Origin of the sequence: Hymenobacter sp. YC55, from assembly GCF_029433095.1 — a bacterium.
Classification (GTDB): Bacteria; Bacteroidota; Bacteroidia; order Cytophagales; family Hymenobacteraceae; genus Hymenobacter.
Window position 1 is genome coordinate 56,896 of the sequence record NZ_JARNTX010000005.1, and the last position, 20,825, is coordinate 77,720.

At 56.8% G+C, this 20,825-nt stretch carries 12 protein-coding genes; 9 read left to right on the forward strand and 3 right to left on the reverse strand.

Annotated elements, in window-relative coordinates:
• The first annotated feature begins 5 nt into the window (after window positions 1-5).
• Window positions 6-1,493: a rubredoxin gene (locus tag P1X16_RS25155; RefSeq protein ID WP_277234934.1), complete on the forward strand. Its 1,488-nt coding sequence runs from the start codon at window positions 6-8 to the stop codon at window positions 1,491-1,493.
• A gap of 25 nt (window positions 1,494-1,518) precedes the next feature.
• Complete coding sequence (cobA, locus tag P1X16_RS25160) at window positions 1,519-2,307, forward strand: uroporphyrinogen-III C-methyltransferase (protein ID WP_277234935.1); 789 nt, start codon at window positions 1,519-1,521, stop codon at window positions 2,305-2,307.
• Here the strand turns inward: cobA and P1X16_RS25165 are convergent.
• The gene (locus P1X16_RS25165) at window positions 2,264-2,857 is read right to left on the reverse strand and encodes a DUF4202 domain-containing protein (RefSeq protein WP_277234936.1); all 594 of its coding nucleotides are present in this window, start codon (window positions 2,855-2,857) and stop codon (window positions 2,264-2,266) included. The genes cobA and P1X16_RS25165 overlap by 44 nt on opposite strands.
• A gap of 307 nt (window positions 2,858-3,164) precedes the next feature.
• Here P1X16_RS25165 and P1X16_RS25170 point away from each other — a divergent pair, with 307 nt between their 5' ends.
• Window positions 3,165-3,533, forward strand: coding sequence for a DoxX family protein (locus P1X16_RS25170; RefSeq protein ID WP_277234937.1), 369 nt, complete (start codon window positions 3,165-3,167; stop codon window positions 3,531-3,533).
• A gap of 209 nt (window positions 3,534-3,742) precedes the next feature.
• Window positions 3,743-5,185, forward strand: coding sequence for an amidohydrolase family protein (locus P1X16_RS25175; protein WP_277234938.1), 1,443 nt, complete (start codon window positions 3,743-3,745; stop codon window positions 5,183-5,185).
• Between the two features lie 96 nt (window positions 5,186-5,281).
• Here the strand turns inward: P1X16_RS25175 and P1X16_RS25180 are convergent, their stop codons facing one another.
• A complete protein-coding gene (locus P1X16_RS25180) occupies window positions 5,282-5,845 on the reverse strand; it encodes a GNAT family N-acetyltransferase (RefSeq protein ID WP_277234939.1) in 564 nt (187 codons plus the stop codon).
• Window positions 5,846-6,188: 343 nt separating this feature from the next.
• Between P1X16_RS25180 and P1X16_RS25185 the strand changes: the two genes are divergently transcribed.
• Window positions 6,189-7,421 carry an NADP-dependent isocitrate dehydrogenase gene (locus P1X16_RS25185; protein WP_277234941.1) on the forward strand — a complete coding sequence of 411 codons (1,233 nt, stop codon included), beginning with the start codon at window positions 6,189-6,191 and terminating at the stop codon, window positions 7,419-7,421.
• Between the two features lie 80 nt (window positions 7,422-7,501).
• Here P1X16_RS25185 and P1X16_RS25190 read toward each other — a convergent pair whose 3' ends face one another.
• On the reverse strand, window positions 7,502-11,761 hold the full coding sequence (locus P1X16_RS25190; protein ID WP_277234942.1) for a two-component regulator propeller domain-containing protein: 4,260 nt from the start codon (window positions 11,759-11,761) through the stop codon (window positions 7,502-7,504).
• Between the two features lie 560 nt (window positions 11,762-12,321).
• Between P1X16_RS25190 and P1X16_RS25195 the strand changes: the two genes are divergently transcribed.
• The 4 genes from P1X16_RS25195 (at window position 12,322) to P1X16_RS25210 (ending at window position 20,648) form a co-directional block, all read left to right on the forward strand.
• Window positions 12,322-14,181 (forward strand): glycoside hydrolase family 35 protein, encoded by a 1,860-nt coding sequence (locus P1X16_RS25195; protein WP_277234943.1) that lies wholly within the window; start codon window positions 12,322-12,324, stop codon window positions 14,179-14,181.
• Window positions 14,182-14,232: 51 nt separating this feature from the next.
• Window positions 14,233-17,307 carry a TonB-dependent receptor gene (locus tag P1X16_RS25200; RefSeq protein ID WP_277234944.1) on the forward strand — a complete coding sequence of 1,025 codons (3,075 nt, stop codon included), beginning with the start codon at window positions 14,233-14,235 and terminating at the stop codon, window positions 17,305-17,307.
• 23 nt (window positions 17,308-17,330) lie between these two features.
• Complete coding sequence (locus P1X16_RS25205) at window positions 17,331-18,869, forward strand: RagB/SusD family nutrient uptake outer membrane protein (protein WP_277234946.1); 1,539 nt, start codon at window positions 17,331-17,333, stop codon at window positions 18,867-18,869.
• A 138-nt stretch (window positions 18,870-19,007) separates the two neighbouring features.
• Window positions 19,008-20,648, forward strand: coding sequence for a glycoside hydrolase (locus tag P1X16_RS25210; RefSeq protein ID WP_277234947.1), 1,641 nt, complete (start codon window positions 19,008-19,010; stop codon window positions 20,646-20,648).
• Window positions 20,649-20,825 lie beyond the last annotated feature (177 nt).

Here is a 20,825-nt window from a genome sequence, read left to right on the forward strand (position 1 = left end):
TGCTTATGCAGTCCACTGATTCCTCGCTTTCCATTATCGCCGTAAACTTGCCGGGGGGCATAGTGCCGGCCGGGGACTTACTGGCTGTGCTGACCGCCGCCGAAGCCGCCGGAATCGAGCAGGTGCAGCTTGGACACCGGCAGCAGCTGTTGCTGGCCGTGGAGAAGCCGCGGCGCAAGGCGTTGCTACTGGCGCTGACAGCCGCTGGCGTTCTGGTCGAACCCGAACCTGAGCTGCATCCCAACATTGTGAGCTCCTACGTGGGCGAGGACGTTTTCTACAACGCTACCTGGCTGCGCGAGGGCGTTTACAAGGACATTTTGGACTTGTTTGATTACCGGCCCCGCCTGAAAATCAACTTGGTGGATAGCCGCCAGACTTTCGTGCCGCTTTTCACCGGCCACCTCAACTTCATTGCCGCCGACACCAGCAACTACTGGCACTTGTACGTGCGCTTTCCTCGCACGGGACAGCTCTACGCTTGGCCGCATTTGGTGTACTCCGAAGACGTGCCCGTGATAAGCGCGGCCGTAGAACGGGTGTTGCTTGCTCAGCCAACCCAATTCGCTAATCTGTCTGTTGCCGGAGAGCAACTACATGCGCAAGTGAGTGCCGTGCAGCCGCTGGGGCAACGCCTCGTGGCCGGACCGTTGGCACTGCCAGCTTTCATGCTGCCGTATTACGAAGGCTTCAATCGCAGTGGGCAGCAGCTATGGCTCGGCATTTACCGGCGCAACGAGTTGTTTACGGTAGCCTTCCTGCAGGATTTGTGCCGGGTGTGTTTGCAGACGCGCGTGGGCCAGCTCTGCACGACACCCTGGAAATCGTTGATCGTGAAGGGTATTGCGCCCGCCGACCGGGCTCTGTGGGATGCCGTGCTTTGCCGCCACCGTGTGAACGTGCGGCACGCGGCCAACGAGCTGAACTGGCAAGTGGAAGACAACTGCCCGGCTGGGCTGGCCCTCAAGCACGAGTTGGTTCGCTACCTCAACGACGAGGATGTGCGCACCTACCAGCTGTGCTTTGCCATCAAGACGCAGCCCCAAACTGGGCTCTTCGGCTCTATCATCATTCGTACGCAGCCAGGTCGCGCCACCGAGCAGTACGAAATCCTGCACACCCGCGACTTCAATCCCAATTCTCGTGACTTTGTGCTGTTTCGCCAGCACGTGCGCCGCGACCGGCTAGGCTGGTATCTGGCCGAGCTATGTCACCTTTTTTACGAGCAAGTAGGCGCTGCCCCTGAAGAACTAGCCAGCGAAAACCCTACGGCAGCTATCGACCAAATAGCGGTACCACCTGCCTTATTGCCACGCTGCCGCCGGTGTTTCACCGTGTACGACGTAGCCTACGGCGACCCCGAGCAGGGAGTAGCACCCGGCACGCCTTGGAACGCGCTGCCTAACTATCAGTGCCCGACTTGCGAAGCCCCTGCCACAGATTTCGAGCTGTGGGAAGAACCGACAGCAGTGGGGATCATAAATTCAAACTAAAGCATTTTGCTGATTACCCTATAGTATGGCGGAAATTGTGCCCGAGTTGTATGTGGTAGGGGCGGGGCCCGGTGACCCAGAGCTACTCACCCTCAAAGCTTACAAGGTGCTGCAAACCGCAGCTGTAATTCTTTACGACAACTTGGCCAATCAGGAGCTGCTGGCCTTGGCCCCGGCGGCTTGCGAATGTATTTACGTGGGCAAAAAACCCTATGGAGAGTACACGCCTCAAGAAACCATTCATGAGCTAATTCTGGAGAAAGCGCTGACCTGTGGCCGGGTGGTGCGCCTGAAAGGAGGGGACCCATTTGTTTTCGGGCGCGGCTTCGAGGAAGTGCTGTTTGCCCGGGCTCATGGCATTGCTACGCATTACATCCCCGGCATTTCCAGCATGCAGGCCCTTGGCTACGAAGACATTCCGCTCACACACCGCGTTGTCAGCGAAGGCGTCTGGATGCTGACAGGCACCAAGAAGGACGGTTCCCTGTCGGCGGACCTGCGGCTGGCTATGCAAAGCAACTCCACCGTAGTGATATACATGGGGTTAACCAAGGCTGCGGAAATTACCGCTACGTATTGCGAAATGGGCCGCGGCGACACGCCCGCCGCCATCGTGCAGCACGTCTCCTTACCTCACCGCAAACTGGCGGTAGGGCCGGTCAGGCAATTGCCTACGCTGGTTGCAAGCAGTGGCATCACCTACCCGGCCCTGATTGTTATTGGTGGGGTCGTGGCTTTGGGGCACGACCTTACGGCCGGCGACAAGCTGGCTAGGCTAGAGCCTTTGCTAGCAGAGCTTGGGCAGCGTCGGTGAAAGGCAATTGCAAGGCAAGCTCATGGCCTCTAGTGGTCATTTTAGCCCAAGTCTTCTGCACTATGTCTATGACTTTCTCTTCGGGGTGCTGGCGGGCAAAATCCACGAAATAGTATTCCAGAAACACCAGGCAGATAACGTCTTCCAATAATTGCATATCAGGGTCCCGCGTGAGCTGCTGCTTCTGCAGTAAGGCCTGAACGCGCGTAATGGTGGCTTCGTCGTAGCCGACTTCAGCTAATAGCTGTCCGGCTATTTCCGCGTGGTATTTTTTGAGTGTATTACGCCATTTATGGTAGCCAACCCGGTCCATGGGAAAATCTTGGCGCGGGATGGTCCAGCGGCGAATATGCTGGCAACGGGCGGCTAAATGCACGGCCTCGGGAGCCTCGGGAGCTACGCGGGTTAGGCAGGCACTCATTCGGTGGCCGTATAACAACTCCTTAGGCCAGAGGTGGCCTTCAGCATCTGCTTCCTGATTGGGGTCTTCGGCGTTAGCCGCATCAAACTTTTCGAGAGCTGCTTGAAAGCGGGGAAAGGGTGAGTTCATAGAGGTAGCGGACAACACCAGTTTTCAACAGAAGTCTACTTTATCGTTGGCTGATGGCTTCAGCAGACAAGCCAAGGTAGTCAGCAAACAGCCGGTAGTTGCAAAGCAAGGCTGCTGAACCTAATAAGATGTATCTGATCTATACCTTTTTAACTGACTTTCAGCTAGATTGGTATCTCGAAGTATACCGGTATACTTAGGTAAACTGCTAGACAAAGTAAACCAACCGAGCGGCATATTTGCTAACAGCAAACAGCCGCTAACGGGCTGACTATAAAAGTTCTCTTTTAACCCAACTCCCCATTTTATGTCTTCTTCCACGCGCAACATCATTGCCTGGGTCCTGCAAGGTTTAGTTGGCCTCGCTTTCATTGGTTTCGGCATCAAGAAACTAACCGACCTACCCGGTACGGTAGGTATGTTTAGCAGCATCGGCTTGCCCGGTGCCCTGGCCTACGTCATCAGCGTGGCAGAATTGCTAGGCGGTATCGGCCTGCTGATACCGCGCTTTACCCGTTTGGCTGCCATCGGCTTGGTAATCATTATGATAGGCGCCGTCGTGATACATGCTACTGTTATTCCTGGCGGCATAGCCAATGGGGTACCCGCATTGGTTTTGCTTGCGCTGCTGCTGGTGATTCTGTGGTTGCGTCGGCCGGTTGCGGCAACCGCTTAGGAAGTCGAGTACGCCTTCCGGCTAGGCGCTAAAAGTGGTGCGAAACTGGAAGGCGTATTGGCGGGTGTTGCAGCTACCTCTAAACGCTGTAACCAGTACAGCAGGCGCACTATGGCCTGTTAGCAGCTACCTCGTGCCTGATTGGTGCTGGTCTAGTCACGTCGGCCGGATGTCGTATACTTAGGAAGTTAACCGCATTCAACTTCCTTATGACACTTGCTACTCCCCGGTTGATTTCCCTCAGTGTCTGCTCGTTTCTGTTGGCTTCGGTGCTGCCAAGCCGCGCGCAGCAGTTCACGCCGCAGGTGCAACCGTTCATCAGGGTGCAGGGCCCCGGCCCCATCGCCTTAACCGATGCCAAAGTTATTGATGGGACTGGTCGGCCAGCGCAGCTCCACCAAACCGTCCTCATCGAGCAAGGGCGCATTACGCAGGTAGGAGCCACCAAAAAAGTGAAGGTGCCAGCAGGCGCGCAGGTGATTAATTGCACCGGTAAAACCCTGATTCCGGGGTTGGTGATGCTGCACGAGCATCTATACTATACAATGCCGGTGGGGGGCTATTTCAACATTGCCCAGATGCCGTATTCGTTTCCGCGGCTCTATCTGGCGGGCGGTGCTACCACCATCCGCACGGCGGGCAGCATCGAGCCGCAAACCGATTTGGCGGTGAAGCGCATGATAGAGGAAGGTAAGCTGATTGGGCCTGACATGGAAATAACGGCCCCTTACATCGAGGAGCCCGCTCTTGATATTCCGGCCCTGAACACCATCAAAGGCCCTGAGGAAGCTGCCGCCGCCACCATCTTCTGGGCCAACAAAGGCTGCCGCTCGTTTAAAATGTACATGCACGCCACCCGCGCCGACCTGACGGCCGTGTTGCGGGAGGCTCACGCCCGCCAACTCAAGGTAACCGGACACCTTTGCGCCATCACCTACAAGGAAGCCGCCGAACTTGGCATCGACAACCTTGAACACGGCTTCATGGCCAGCTCGGACTTCGCCGCCAACAAACAGGTGGACGTTGCGGATTACCCCGCTGCTCGTAAGGGCCTGCTGGATTTGCCGGTTAACAGTCCGCAAATTAAAAGCCTTATCAATTTACTGGTTGCCAAGCGCGTGGCCCTTACCTCCACGCTGCCGGTGTTCGAGCCCTATACGGGCCGTGAGGTAGTGCTTGGGGGCGGCCTGGAAGCGCTGATTCCGCAGTTGCAGGAAAGGGAGAATACCACTTGGCAGCAAAACCAGGGCAAGGACACGGCCAGCACTCGGCTGTTCAAGAAAGAGTTGGCCTGGGAAAAGCAATTTCACGATGCCGGTGGCCTCCTCGTAGCCGGCACCGACCCTACCGGCGCAGGCCGCACCGTGGCGGGCTACGCCAATCGGCGGCAACTTGAGTTGCTAGTCGAGGCCGGTTTTACGCCAGTGGAAGCCATCAAAATCAGCACCCTGAACGGAGCTAAGTACCTGGGCCGCGACCGAGATATTGGCTCGATTGAAGCCGGCAAGCAAGCTGACTTGGTTGTGATTGACGGAGACCCGGAGCAGAATATGGCGCAGGTGCGGAAAATGAGCTTGGTTTTCAAAAAAGGGGTAGGTTTCGATTCCGTTAAACTCTTTGAATCGATGAAGGGTAAAGTAGGCTTGAACTAGTAGCTGTGCATCTAGACGCTATAAAGGCAAGGTGTAGTCGTAACTAGGACCACGCCTTGCCTTTTGCTTTCAATGCCATAAGGCAGCTGTTCGGTTTTACTTATCTAGTTGCCAGTCCCATCCTACCACCACCCATTCTTGCTGTGTCGCCTGATTAAGGAAGTGGTGCAGGGGTTGAAACCCAACCCGCTCGTGGGCGCGGAGGGAACGGGCATTACGAGCCGCAATATCCGTCACGAGTAGTTGATAATGAGAGCTGTAGAAGACGCGGTGCGCCTGGTATAGTTTGTCAAAGAGGCCTAAGCCCCGGTAGCCATCGGCAACGCATATCTGGCCCATCAGGTAGTAGGAGTAGTCAGCTATCGGACGGCCACGGTAGGGCAACGTTTCGGCCATGGTAAACAATTCGTCGAGGGGCGGCACGAGGCCCCGAACGGAGGGTACGGCTACTAGCGCGTAGCCTACTAGTCGTCCGTCGGCGCGGGCTATTATACTCGGCGCCGCGGCGTGGAGCTGCTGTAGTTCGGTCAGGGTGTATTGCAGCGTAACAAACCCTTCGCGCGCCTGCACATCGGCCGGTAGATTCCCGACGAGATTTTGCTTTTGCAAATCGAGAATGTCGCGCAGGTCTTGGTCGGTTTCAGTTAGCTGAATTTGCATAAGTAAGCAGCAGTGAGCAAAGCAAGTTATACCACGCAGGCCGTAAAGGACCGAGCTAAAGCTTCAGTGCAAACAAATCAAGCTGGCCCAGGCGAGTACGCGGTGGCGGCAATTTAGAACCTCCACCCTTGAAGTCCGCCAAGCAAGTTCTGCGCAACGTCCTTGACTGCCAAGTACATCCTCGCTAATGTAGACTGGGATGCCCGCTATAACGAGGATTATTATATACTTTGGCGCGGGCAAAAAGCCTTTGCGTGCTCTCATCTGCTAGGCGGGAAACACGCAAATCTGTATCACCAAGTCTAGTTTCACCGCAACAACCTCCCAAGCCCAACCACAGATAATGGCCAAAATCAACGTAGCAAACCCCGTAGTAGAGCTTGATGGCGACGAAATGACGCGCATCATTTGGAAGTTCATCAAGGACAAGCTGATCCTGCCGTATTTGGAGCTCGATATCAAGTACTACGATCTGGGTATTGAGTACCGGGACGAAACCAACGACCAAGTCACCATTGATGCCGCCAACGCCATCAAGCAGTACGGCGTCGGCATCAAGTGCGCCACCATCACCCCCGACGAAGAGCGGGTAAAGGAGTTCAACCTAAAGCAGATGTGGAAATCGCCTAACGGCACCATCCGCAACATCTTGGATGGTACTGTTTTCCGCGAGCCTATCGTGACCAGCAACGTGCCCCGCCTCGTGCCCAACTGGACCGCTCCGATTTGCATCGGTCGCCACGCCTTCGGCGACCAGTACCGTGCTACCGACTTCGTTACTAAGGGCAAAGGCAAGCTCACCATCACCTTCACGCCCGAAGACGGCGGCGAAACCCAGTCGTTCGAAGTATTCAACTTCAAAAACGACGGCGTGGCCCTGGCCATGTACAACACCGACGAGTCGATCCGGGGCTTTGCCCACGCCTGCTTCAACCAGGCCCTGATGAAGGGCTGGCCGCTGTACCTGAGTACCAAGAACACCATCCTCAAGAAGTACGACGGCCGCTTTAAGGACATCTTCCAGGAGATTTACGAGCAGGACTACGCCGACAAATTCAGCGCCGCTGGTATCACCTATGAGCACCGCCTGATCGACGACATGGTGGCCTCGGCCCTGAAGTGGAACGGCAACTTTGTGTGGGCGTGCAAAAACTACGACGGTGACGTGCAAAGCGACACGGTAGCGCAAGGCTTTGGCTCGCTGGGTTTGATGACTTCCACGCTGGTGACGCCAGACGGCACCGTGATGGAAGCCGAAGCGGCCCACGGCACCGTAACGCGCCACTACCGCGACCACCAGAAAGGCAAACCCACCTCCACCAACCCGATTGCCAGCATCTTCGCCTGGACCCGGGGCCTGGAGTTCCGCGGCAAGCTCGATGGCAACCAGGAACTCATCGACTTCTGCACCGCCCTGGAGCAGGTGTGCATCGAGACCGTCGAAAGCGGTAAGATGACCAAGGACCTCGCCGTTTGTATCCACGGCAACAAAGTGGAGCACGGCCGCGACTACCTCTACACCGAGGAATTCCTCGAAGCGCTAGACCAAAACCTCAAAGCCAAGCTAGGCCAATAAGCTTCAGCGCTTCAAACCAAAAGCCCGTCCGGTTGCCGGACGGGCTTTTTGCTTGTTGATGCTCGGTGCAAGCAAGCTATTTAGTGTGCCACCAACCCAACTTGTTCGCCGCCACGGTGTTGCTTGGCGTATTCGGAGGGCGACATGCCGTATAGCTTCTGGAACATGGTGCGGAAGTGCTTCAAGTCCTGAATGCCTACTTGGTAGGCTACATCAGAGATTCTTAGCTGCGTGCTGGCTAGCAGCTGCGCGGCCCGCTTCAAGCGCACATCGCGGATAAACTCTACCACCGACTGGCCGGTGATGCTTTTCACGCGGCGATACAGAAAGGACTGGCTCATACCCATTTCCCGGAGCAACACCTGCACGTTGAACTCCGGGTCGGCGAGGTTGTCTTCCACCACTTTCATGGCTTGTTCAAGGAACACCTTGTCGGCTTCGGGAATAACCACCTTGGTTGGTTCCAGCAAGATTTGGCGCTCGTAGAACTCGCGCAGCTTGGCGCGGTTGCGCAGCACGGCCGAAACTTTGGCGTGCAGGATCTTGGGGTTGAAAGGCTTGCTGATGTAGTCATCGGCTCCGTTTTCCATGCCTTCCAACTCGTGCACGGCCGCAGTGCGAGCAGTAAGCAATAGCACCGGAATGTGCAGCGTTTTGGGGTGCTGCTTTATTTTCTGACAGAGTTCTAGTCCGTCGCTATGCGGCATCATGATGTCGCTCAACACCAAATCGGGGAGTAGAGCTTGCGCTTTTTCCCAACCTTCCACACCGTCGGCGGCCACCGTCACCTCGAACTCCGTGTCAAACAGCTGCTCCAGGTACTGCCGCAAATCGGTGTTGTCCTCGACAATAAGCAGGCGCGGCGGAGTACTGAAGGCCCCTTCTGTGAGGTCAACGTGGTGGTCAGCGGCCAGAGAAGTTGACGGGGTATGCGCAGAAATAGAGTGCTCAAAAGCCGTTGTTTCGGGTCCTAGGTCAGTGGGATGCAGATGCTCGTGGCCGAAGGGCAGGCGGACCGTAAACGTAGCCCCCTGATTCACTTCACTAGCTACCGTGATTTCGCCGCCGTGGCGCTCCACAAACTGCTTTACCAACGACAAGCCGATGCCCGTGCCCAACATGCGCAGGGTTTCCGTCTGAGAAGCTTGGTAGTAGGCATCGAAAATATTGGCTAGCTCAGTAGGCGGCATCCCAATACCCTGGTCTATGACTTTTATTTCCAGGTAATTGTCGGTCAAGCCATGCGGTTCGAAGACTGCATTGCCACTTGGTTGCCCCACTACCGCCGCCGTAACCGTGATGCTGCCGCTTTCTTTGGTGTATTTGAAGGCATTGGCCAGCAGGTTGGTCAGTACAATTTCCAGTTTGCCCGCATCGAAATAAAGCTCCACGGGCTCGGGTGGCACCAGCAGCGAGTAGGAGAGTTGCCGCTCTTCGGCTTTCAGCTTAAAAATCAAAAAGACCTCGGTTAGGAAACCGACAATATCGGCGCGGGTGGCCCGAAGCGGCACCTTGCCGGCCTCTACTTTTCGGAAGTCGAGTAGCTGATTTACTAGCTCCAGCAGTTTGCGGGTTTGCTTGTGCATAAGCACGATGTTGTCTTTTAAACCCGTAAAGCGGTTAGCAGCCGAAAGCAGCTCTTCCATAGGCCCTAAAATCAGCGTGAGCGGCGTGCGCAGCTCGTGCGAAACGTTGGTAAAGAAGCTCAGCTTCAAATCCGTCAGCTCCTTTTCTTTCTCGACGCGGAATTGCTCTAGCGCAAGCTTGTTTTCCAGGCTTTGCTGTGCCACAGTTACGCGGCGGTAAACGAGCAGCGCCCCAACAAAAGCCATACCGTACAACAGATATGCCCACCAGGTCTTCCACCAGGGCGGCAGTACAGTAAGTTGCAAAGTGGCCGGTTTAGTCGACCAGAGCCCATCGCCGTTGCTGGCTTTCACCAGAAACGTGTAGTCGCCGGGCGGTAAGTTGGCGAAGCTGGCGGTACGCTGTCCAGGGGCGGCGGCCACCCAATCGGCGTTATAACCCACTAATTGATAGGCGTATCGGTGCTTCTCGGGAGTGGCATAGTTCAGTCCCACGAACTCCACCGAGAAGTCGTTTTCGTCGGCTCGAATGGCAATCGTTTGCGGGTGAGCGAAGGCCTTGGTCAGCAATACCCGCCCATTGATGGTATCGCCGACGGCCACCGTTTTGTTGGCAACCCGAAAGCCAGTGATGCGCACAACGGGCGGATAGGGATTGGCCCGAATAGCTCGCGGCTGGAAGTAGCTGATGCCATTGATGCCCCCAAAATATAGGGTGCCATCCTGCGCCCGGCAGGCGGCTCCCACTTTAAAGGCATTGCTTTGCAGCCCATCAGCCACGTCGTAGCGCAGGTAGCGGTGCGTGCGGGGCGTGACGCAATACAAGCCCGTACCCCCAACCCACAGGTGCCCGTCTTCGTCGGTCAGTAAGCTCTCTACGTCGCTCTCGGGCAGCCATTGCTGGCAGCGCTCGATATGTTCGCGGCCCTGAGCGTCGGTGCTTAGCTGATGCAGGCCCCCGCCGATGGTGCCAATCCAGAGCGTACCCTGGCGGTCTTGCAGCAATGGCCATACGTAGTTAACGCTGAGACTATTGGTGCTGCGCTCATTGTGCGTGAACTGCTTGAGCAGTACCAGTGAGTCGGCCGTGACACGCAGCTTCAGCAGGCCCGCATCGCGGGTGCTCGCCCACAGCAAATTTTGCTTTTGGTCGTAGAGCAGGTATGTGAAGTGGTCGGTGGGTAGGCCGGTGGCTACACTGTAAGTTTTGAGGTGCTTGCCGGAACGGCTAAACCGGGCCAGCCCCGCATTGAAGGTGCCTACCCACATGGTCCCGAAACGGTCCTCCACGATGGTTTCCACGCTGGTCGTCACTTGGTCCGGTTGGTTGGATAGGGCCGCGAAGGGAGTGAGCTTCTCGCGGCCGTCTTCGCGCTTAAGCGTGTACAAGCCGTGCGTGCGGGTGCCAAGCCACAAGGTGCCATCCGAAGCCTGTACCACCGCCGATACGTCCACGCCCGTAGAGTCGCTGGACTGCTGCCAACTCAGGTAGTTGCGGTAAGTTTTACGGGCTAAGTCGTAGCAGGAAAAGCCGTTACGCGTGCCAATCCAAAGCAGGTTTTTCGCTTCCTCTTTGTAAATGGCATTCACGTAGTTATTTGGTAGGGTAGGTTTGGTTGTTAGTTGGTGCTGCAACTGCCCGAACGGCTTTTGACGCAGGTCCACTTTGTTTAGGCCCCCGGCCGAAGCTGCCAGCCACAGCACTTGGTCTTGGTCTTCGAAAAACTGATGCACCCGCTCGGACTGCAAGCTGAATGGGTCGCCGCCCACCGGTAGAAACAAGGTGGGCTTGGTGAGCTGCACGGGTGGGGTGGTGCCCGTAACCGTGCCAGCCTGCCAGAGATACAAGCCGTAGTCGGTGCCTACCCACAAGCGCCCAAACGTGTCGAGGCGAAGATCGTGAATATCGCGGCAGGCCTGGGGTAGGGGATGAGCGGCCAAGTTTAAAGCGCGCAGCCGATCCTGCCGCGACACCCAAAACACCTGTCGATTAGTGCCTAGCCACAAGTCGCCGCGGCGGTCGAGGTGCACGCTGCGCACGGTGGCTAAGGCCAGGGGCGCTTTGCGGGCAATAAGTGGCTTGGGTAATGTGGCACCGGCCTCTACTATCCGGAGCCCGGCGCCGAGGGTGCCAAACCAAATTTGGCCTTCGGGCGCCACCACCACGCTCATTACTTGGTAATTGCGGCGGCTGTCCTCGGTTAATGGAACCTGCTGCATGCGGCGCAGTTGCCCTTGCGCGTCGAAGTCCAGCACAAACATGCCCTGGCGCTGGGTACCTACCCACAAGCGCCCGTGTGGGTCGGAGGCAATAACGGTCACGTCGGCCTGGGCGAGCTGGTGGGCCAGAGTATGCAGCCCCGCCGGCACTTGGCGGTCGTTGATATTTACGAAACGGTCGTGGTCAGCGTCGTACAAGCTGAGGCCGCTGCTTTCGGCCCCTACCCACAGGCGTCCGTCGCGGCCCACGTGTAAGGCCCTGACCCGGTTGCCGGACAAGCCGTTTAAGGGGTTGACGGGCAGGATATACTTTTTCAACTCGTAGCCGTCGTACCGATTGACGCCCCGGTTGGTTCCAATCCAGAGGAAGCCTAGGTGGTCTTGCGTAACGGCCATGGCGTCGCTGTGCGACAGGCCATCGTTGACGGTTAGGTGTTCGAAGCGAAACTCACTGGGGGTGCTCTGAGCCAAGCTGGAAGTGCATGCCAACCCCAACAGGAACAGACATGCGGCTTGGGTAATTAACCACTTCATAAGTACTGAGCCTTGCAACAGGCTTGAAAACAAAAAAGCTGCCTGGGCAGGGATTGAACTTAGGGAAGGTAGAAGTTGGCAAGCAGTTCAGAGCAAGCCGAGAGCAGTTGATAAAGTCTCGCAGCACCAAATAGAACCTCACGGCTTGGTGCCGCACTACCCTTGCCCCTTTTCCGACCCAGACCAATTTATCCCTTTTATCTGACTTGAATGCCCCGGGCTCTTTAGCGAGGTAGGGTAAAGCAACCTCGTCGCTCCTTGGTTCAGACCAATTCCCCCCTGCTTTTTTACTAGAATTCCCCTGTTTCAGCCCGATTTGACCTAGTAGTTTTATCAAATCGAATTTTGAAACACCCAACTACCAGCCAAGCAGACAACCAATGCACTGCTCGCTGGTCTGGCTGCCGCTCTCCTCTTAGAAAGGAAAATCAGCTTCACTCAATAGTTCTAGCTACCCCCGTTGCGAGCCTCGCACGATGGTATGTAGCTGGATAACACAATCGATTGATGTTGCGGCGGCACTAGCTAAGCTGTTTGGTCGAGAACCTCACTAACCCTTTATGAAAAGAGTACTTCACTTATTTCTGCTGTTCGCTTTTGCTATTACTATACTGCCTGCTGTAGCCCAGCAAGCCAAGCATATTTTTGCCCTGGGCGACGAAAACTTCCTGCTCGATGGCAAGCCGTTCCAGATGATTTCGGGCGAGCTGCACTACCCCCGCGTACCGCGGGAGGCGTGGCGGCACCGCATGAAAATGGCCAAGGCCATGGGCCTGAATACCATCGGCACGTACGTGTTCTGGAACCTGCACGAACCCCAAAAAGGCAAGTTCGATTTCACTGGCAACAACGACATTGCCGCCTTCGTGAAAATGGCTCAGGAAGAAGGGCTGTGGGTGGTGCTGCGGCCTAGCCCGTATGTGTGTGCCGAGTGGGAATTTGGCGGCTACCCTTACTGGCTGCAAAACGAGAAAGGTCTTGTAGTGCGTAGCAAGTCGCCGGAGTTTCTGGCCGAGTACCGGGCGTACATTCAGCAAGTAGGCAAGCAACTAGCGCCGCTGCAAATCAACCACGGCGGGCCAGTGCTAATGGTGCAAGTGGAAAACGAGTACGGTTTCTACGCCAGTGACAAAGAATACCTCGACTTGAACCGCAAGCTGTTCCTGGAAGCTGGCTTCGACGGGTTGCTTTACACGTGCGACCCAGCCGCCAAAGTAGCGCAAGGTCACCTGCCTGGCTTGCTGCCCGCCGTCAATGGGCTCGACAAGCCGGAGGAGGTGAAAAAGATTGTGCGCACCAACCACAACGGCAAGGGACCCTACTTCATTGCCGAATGGTACCCGGCTTGGTTTGACTGGTGGGGTGCCCCGCACCACACGGTGCCCGCCAAAAACTACACCGGCCGCCTCGATACGGTGCTGGCTGCTGGCTTGTCGATCAACATGTACATGTTTCATGGCGGTACCACGCGGGGCTTCATGAACGGCGCTAACTTCAGCGACACCGTCGCCTACGAGCCCCAAATCAGCAGCTACGACTACGACGCCCCGCTCGACGAGGCCGGCAACGCCACGCCTAAGTTCATGGCCTTCCGCAACGTAATCGAGAAGCACTTGCCAGCGGGTACCAAGCTGCCGGCCGTGCCCGCGGCCAAGCCCGCTATTGCGCTGCCCGCCATTCAGCTTACCCAAACCGCCAGCCTGTTCGACGTGCTGCCAGCTCCGAAGAAGAATGCCACGCCGCTCACCTTCGAAGACTTAAACCAGGCTTACGGCTTTGTGCTGTACCGGACCAAAGTAGCGGGTGGCGGCACCAAGGTGCTGAAGATTAAAGATCTGCGAGACTATGGTTTGGTGTATGTCAACGGCAAGCGGGTGGGGGTGCTCGACAGGCGCCTCAAGCAAGACAGCCTCAGCGTAACGCTACCCAAAGGCGAGGTGCAGCTGGATATTCTGGTTGAAAACCTGGGCCGCATCAACTTCGGCAAGTACCTGCTCCAAAACCGCAAAGGCATCACCGAGAAGGTAATGCTCGGCAAGCAGGAAGTGAAAAACTGGCAGATGTTCGGGCTGCCCTTCGACCAGGTTGATGCTTCTCTGTTCAAATCTAAATCCACGGCCACAAGTGCAAATGGCCCGGTGGTGAAGCGCGGCACCTTCACGCTCACCCAAACCGGCGACACCTACCTCGACATGCAAGCTTGGGGCAAGGGCAGCGTCTGGGTTAATGGCCACTCCCTAGGGCGCTACTGGGGCATTGGGCCGCAGCAGACGCTGTACGTGCCGGTGGAGTGGCTGAAGAAGGGCCAGAACGAAGTAGTAGTGCTGGAACTGCTCAAGCCCGAGCAAAAAACTGTGAAGAGTATATCGACGCCCATTCTGGGCCGCCTCCCGTCGCCGGCCGTGGGAAAATCAAACTAAGTACCACAGCTGGCTCCATTCCTTTCCATCCAAATTCTCACCTCTTTGTTTATGACAAACCGTTTATTCAGAAGGGAGTACGCCGCGGGCTTACCTCTCTTTTTCCTGTCCGTGACCGGGGCTTACGCGCAGACGAGCACCGTGACCGGGAAAATCACCGATGAATCGGGGGCGGGGCTGCCCGGCGTGACTGTGCTGGTGAAAGGCACGACCACCGGCACCGCCACCGACAACCAAGGCAACTTCTCCCTGAGCGTGCCCAACGCGGCCACGGGCGTACTGCAAGTATCATTTGTAGGCTACCGGCAGCAGGAGGTACCGATTTCAAGCCGCACCGCAGTAGACATCAGATTGGCAGCCGATACCAAGGCGCTAGACGAAGTAGTGGTAGTAGGTTACGGAACCCAGGAAAAGCGCAGCCTCACCAACGCCGTAACCACTGTGCAAGGCGAGGATATTGCCAAGCTCACGGTAGCCGACGTGGGTAGCGCCCTGCAAGGCAAAGCTGCCGGCGTATCGGTAGTGGGTGCTGGTTCGGAGCCGGGCTCAACGCCGCAGATCCTAGTACGGGGCATATCCACCATCAACGGCAACAGTCCGCTCTACGTGGTGGACGGGCTGCCGGTAGCCAACATCAACTACTTGAACCCGAAAGATATAGCCACCCTGAGCGTGCTCAAAGACGCTGCCTCGGCGGCTATCTACGGGTCGCGGGCCGCTAACGGGGTTGTGCTGATTACGACCAAGGCCGGGGTAAAAGGCGACCCGAAAATCACGCTCGATGTAACGTATGGGGTGTCGAACCCCACCAAAACGCCCGACATGGCCTCGGCCAGCGAATACGCCAGCATTATGAATTTGGCGGCCACCAATTCGGGTCGGCCTTTGGTGTACCAAGACCCTTCTTCTTTCACCCAAACCACTAACTGGTGGGACGAAATATCGCGCAGCGGCAGCACGCAGAACTACAGCGTGGGTTTGTCGGGGGGCAGCGACCGGGTGGTGTACTCGACGGGCATCAGCTACTTCAAAGAGCAGGGTCTGGTTCGTAATTCCGATTTCGAACGGCTTTCGCTGCGCATGAAATCCGAGTACCAAGCCGCCAAGCGCTTGAAAGTGGGCGAGGACTTCAACATCTCGATGACCAACCAGAAGTACTTGAACAGTGGCAGCTTATTCCGCGACGCGTTCAACGACGACCCCATCACGCCGGCCCGGGTGCCGGGCACCTCGGGCAACCCCTACGACTACTACGGCGCCTCGCCCACGGACATCGGCAACCCGCTGGCCCTGGTAGAGCGCAACGACGACAAGCGCAACCAATACTTTCTGGTGGGCACAGTGTACGCCAACTACGAATTTGTGCCGGGTTTGATTTTCGAAACCCGGTTTGGGTCCAACAACAACGTGTATGAGCGCAACCTTTTCTCGCCGTTCTACACCATCGACCCCAACGAGCGCAACCAGGTCAACTCACTCCGAAGAGAGCATAACCTGGAAATCAACTGGAACAACACCAACACGCTGAACTACACCAAGGCGTTTGGCGACCATAATCTCTCGGCGCTGGCCGCCGTGACGCTGGAAAAATTCACCACCCGCACGGATGCGTCCATTGGGCAAGCTATTCCAAGCAACTCGCCCGATTTACGTTATCCCGACGCGGCTACGGCCAACTTCAGCATCGAGGGCAACGACTTTGTGAACACCATTGCCTCGCTGATAGGCCGGGTAAACTACGACTACAAGGGGCGCTACTTGCTGGGTGCTAGCATCCGCCGCGACGGAGCTTCGGTGTTTCCGTCGGCTAATCGTTGGGGCGTGTTCCCCTCGGTGTCGGCTGGCTGGTTGATTTCCGACGAGGAATTTATGAAGGGAATAACTCCTGTTAACTTCTTTAAGCTGCGGGCCAGCTGGGGCCGCGTGGGCAATCAGAACATTCGCAGCATCACGAACAGCGCCTACATCGGTACGCTGGACCAGGTGTACTACGTAACGGGCGACACCCGCACCGAGCAGCTCGGCGTGGTGCAGAACAACGTGCCCAACCCCAACGTGAAGTGGGAAACCGTGGAGGACTACGACATCGGGGCCGACCTGGCTTTCCTGGATAACAAGCTAACGGTGACGGCCGACGTATTCCGCCGCAACACCATGGACATGTTGATGAGCCAAGCCATTCCGGGCCACGCCGGCTACGGCTACAACAGCCCCGTTACCAATATCGGCAGCATGAAAACCAATGGCCTCGACTTCTCGGTGGGCTATGCCAAATCGACGGGCGACTTCACCTATGGCGCCAACATCAACGCCACCCGCGCCATCAGCAAAATCAAGAAGCTAGCCAACGGCCAAGCGCTGTATTCCGGTAACACGCCCATTTTCGGGCGGCCCTCCAAAACCGAGGAAGGCGGCTACGTGGGCGCATTCTACGGCTACCAGACCGAAGGTATCTTCCAGACCCAGGAAGATATCAACGCCTACACCGGTCCTGATGGCAAGCTAATCCAAGCCGGCGCCAAGCCTGGTGATTTCCGCTTCGCCGACCTCAACAACGACGGCGTCATTGATGCCAAGGACCAAAAGTTCATCGGCAACCCCACGCCTGACTTGACTTTCGGCCTAAACTTAACCGCAGGCTACAAGGGCTTCGACTTGCAGGTGTCGTTGGTGGGCAGCTTGGGCAACGACTTGGTCAATGCCAACAAAGGCTGGTGGTACTCGGGTAGCTACAACTACAACAAGATATCTGGGCTGGAAAACGAAGCTTGGCACGGCGAAGGCACCTCGAACTCGGTGCCGCGCATCGTAGCCAACGACAACAACCAGAACCTTACGCGCTTCTCGAATTTCTACGTGGAAGATGGCTCGTACGCCCGCATGCGTAACCTGCAACTCGGCTACACGCTGCCCAAGGCTGCCTCTAGCGTGCTGCGCATGAGCAGCTTGCGCCTGTACGTGAGTGCTCAGAACCTCTTCACCATCACCAACTATTCGGGCCTCGACCCGGAAATTGGGTATGGCCGCTCTTACACCGATGCGCCGTCGGCGCTTAACCGCGGGGTTGACTTAGGCAACTATCCTACTACCCGCACTTATTTGGTCGGCGCCAACATTGCTTTCTAATTCCCTCCCAAGCAACTGCAATCATGAAAAAATATAGCTTCCTCCTTGCGCTGGTGTTAGGCCTAGGCCTGCAATCCTGTAAGGAATTCTTGGACGAGCCACCCCGCGGGCAGCAAAATACCAACAACTACTACACCACCGCCGATGAGTGCAAAGCGGCTGTAATGGGCTGTTACTCCCTCTCCGACCAAAACGACTGGTGGCAGCTCGACCGCACCCGCATGTTCGGCGACGCCGGCTCGGACGACGCCTGGAAGGGCAACGCCATTGCCGGCGACCAGCGCGAGTTCGGCGACTTCTCCCGCTTCTTCTGGCTGCCGAATAACGAGTGGTTTGATAACCGCTACACCCACCTCTACCAGGCCATCGGCAACTGCAATGCTGCGCTGGTGGGCATTGCCAAGGCGCCCATTGACCCGGAGTTGCAGAAGCAATTGCTAGGAGAAGTGAAGTTTATTCGGGCCTACAACTACTTCGAGTTGGTGAAAGGCTTTGGCGGCGTGCCGCTGGTACTCACGCCAGTGACGGCCGAAGAAGCACTGACGTATCAGCGCGCCAGTGCTGAAGAATGCTACGCGCAGATTATCCAAGACCTGAAAGACGCCGCCGATGCGCTACCTGAAAAGGGTGCCCGCGCCGCTGCTGACCGGGGCCGCGCCACCAAGGGAGCCGCCAATGCCTACCTAGCCAAAGCCTACCTGTTCACGGAGAAATGGGCCGACGCTCAGGCTTATGCTGAAAAAGTAATCAGCTCCAATCAGTATAACCTGAATGACGACTTCAGCCGAGTGTGGAGCGTGAACAACCCCAATGGCAACGAGTCCATTTTCGAGTTCAATTACAACGCCAATCAAACCTTCAACCTCGGCACTGCCCTCACAGTGGTTATGCGGAGCCGGGCCGATGGCGGTTGGGGTTTCAACACCCCGAGCAGCAACCTCGAGCAGGCCTTTGTGCGGGAAAACGACCCCCGCCTGAAGTGGACCATTATCAAAGAGGGTGATAGTGTGGACGTGAAAACGAACAGCTTCGATTACACGAAATACAACACCAAGCCTTCTGAAAACGAGTCGGGCCGCATTAGCCGCAAAATGTTCTTGTTGTTGAAAGACCGGCCGGCCAACGAGCAAAACCACGCGCCGCTCAACCGCATCGAGCTGCGCTACGCCGACTTGTTGCTGATGCACGCCGAGGCTTCGTACCGCCTGGGCCAGCAAGACAAAGCCCGCACCTCGCTGAATTTGGTGCGCGCCCGGGCCAACCGCTTGCGGCCCGGCACCGTGTTGCCCCGCACATCCTCGGGCACGGCTCTGCTGGACCACATCTGGCTGGAGCGCCGCCTGGAGCTTGCCATGGAAGGCCACCGCTACTACGACTTAGTGCGGCAGCACCGGCTGGTGGCTGTCATTACGGCATTCAATGCCTACAACCAAACCAGTAACGACCCCTACGATAAAGGCAAAGTGAAAGACCAGATATCCGATAAAAATAACCTGTTCCCGATTCCGACGCCGCAGATTCAGCTTTCCGGCGGCAACGTAGCGCAGAATCCTGGGTACTAATCTGCTTCTTGAGTAGAGCACTGACCCGCACAAAAGCACATCGGCTGGTTGACGAAGGTTAACCGGCCGGTTTTTCTGGGTAAGCTCAGTAAACGGCTATCTTCTCCTTGTTCCTTTGTTTCACTTAAACGACTTGCAATGAGCCTTTCAGCTCAATCGGGCGCTTTCACTTCCACGTTCCACTTTCGCTGCGGCCGTCAGCATGTGCTTGATGCGCGCTTCTTGCTGAGTGCCCTGGTTCTGCTAGCGGCCTCCGAACCAAGCAACGGTCAGGGCAGCCAAGTACGGACTAGCGCAAGCGTGAAACCGGTAACCGTGCTGCTCGACGACACCAAGACATATCAAACCATCGACAACTTCAGCGCTTCCGATGCGTGGGCGTGTCAGTTTGTGGGGCAGTGGCCTGCGGCCAAGAAAGAAGCTATTGCCGACTTGCTGTTTAGCACTGAAAACGGGTCCAATGGCAGGCCTAAAGGCATTGGCTTATCGATGTGGCGCTTCAACATTGGGGCTGGCAGCACGCAGCAAGGCGAGGCAAGCGGCATCAAAGACGAGTGGCACCGGGCCGAATCTTTTATGCTCCCTGATGGCCGCTACGACTGGACCCGGCAGGCCGGACAAGTATGGTTTATGCAAGCGGCCAAACAGCGCGGGGTAAAGCAGTTCCTCGGCTTCCTAAACAGCCCACCGGTACAATACACGGTTACGGGCAGAGCCTTCGCCGCCGACGGCAAAACCAACATTGCGCCAACCCAGTACGAGGCATTCGCCAAATTCATGGCCGATGTAGTGCAGGGCGTACAGCGCACCACCGGCATCCTGTTCGACTACATCAGCCCCATCAACGAGCCGCAGTGGGACTGGAGTGACCCCAAGCAGGAAGGCAGCCCGTTCCGAAATCAGGAAATTGCGGGCGTAACAAAAGCCCTAAACGCAGCGCTAGAGGCGCAGAAGCTACCCACCAAAATCCTGATTACGGAAGCAGGCAAAATCAACTACTTGTTGGCCACTGAAGACAAGCCTGAGCGGGGCGAGCAAATCAGTGCTTTTTTCAGTGTTGCCTCGCCTACGTACGTAGGCAATTTGCCCCGCATGGCGCCGGTGGTGGCCGCCCATAGCTACTTCACTACCTCACCCTACAGCGAAGCCGTAGCCCTGCGTCAGCAGTTAGCTGCCAAAGTAGCCACCGTGCCCAAACTCGCCTTCTGGCAATCAGAATACTGCATCCTGGGCGACAACGGAGGGGAAATCAACGGCAATAAGCGCGACTTAACCATAGAGCCCGCGCTGTACTTGGCCCGCGTCATTCACAACGACCTGGCCACGGCCAATGCTGCCGCCTGGCAATGGTGGCTGGCCGTTTCGCCCTACGATTACAAGGACGGGCTGATTTACGTCGATAAAACCAAAGAAGACGGTAACTACCAAACCAGCAAGATGCTTTGGGCGCTCGGCAACTACAGCCGCTTCATCCGCCCCGGGGCCGTCCGCATCGACGCCCGCCTCACTCCCGACCCCAACCCCGACCCCAACCCCGACAACCAGTTGCTGGTATCCGCCTACAAAAACGCCGGCGGTAAGCAGCTCGTAACGGTAGTTGTAAACTCCGCCACCACCGCCACCGACTTGCAGCTCAAGCTTGGCAAGAAGCTCGGCACCGTGCGCACCTACACCACCTCCGCCACCACCGACCTTCAGCCCGGCCCGGTCCTGAAAGCCGATCAACTAGTGCGTCTAGCGCCCCGCTCCATCACCACTGTGGTAAATGAAATCCGCTAGTAACTATGCAGGTAAGGCCATAGAATGACCAGCAAAGTCATTCATGCCGTCCTTCTGCACTTAAGGTCCGCATGCCTAATCCTCCTTCGAGTATTCTCCTTGCTTTCTACGCTCCTTACACTCTCTACCGTCATGCTGAGCTTGCCGAAGCATCTCGCGTGCTGACGTTGCCAAACT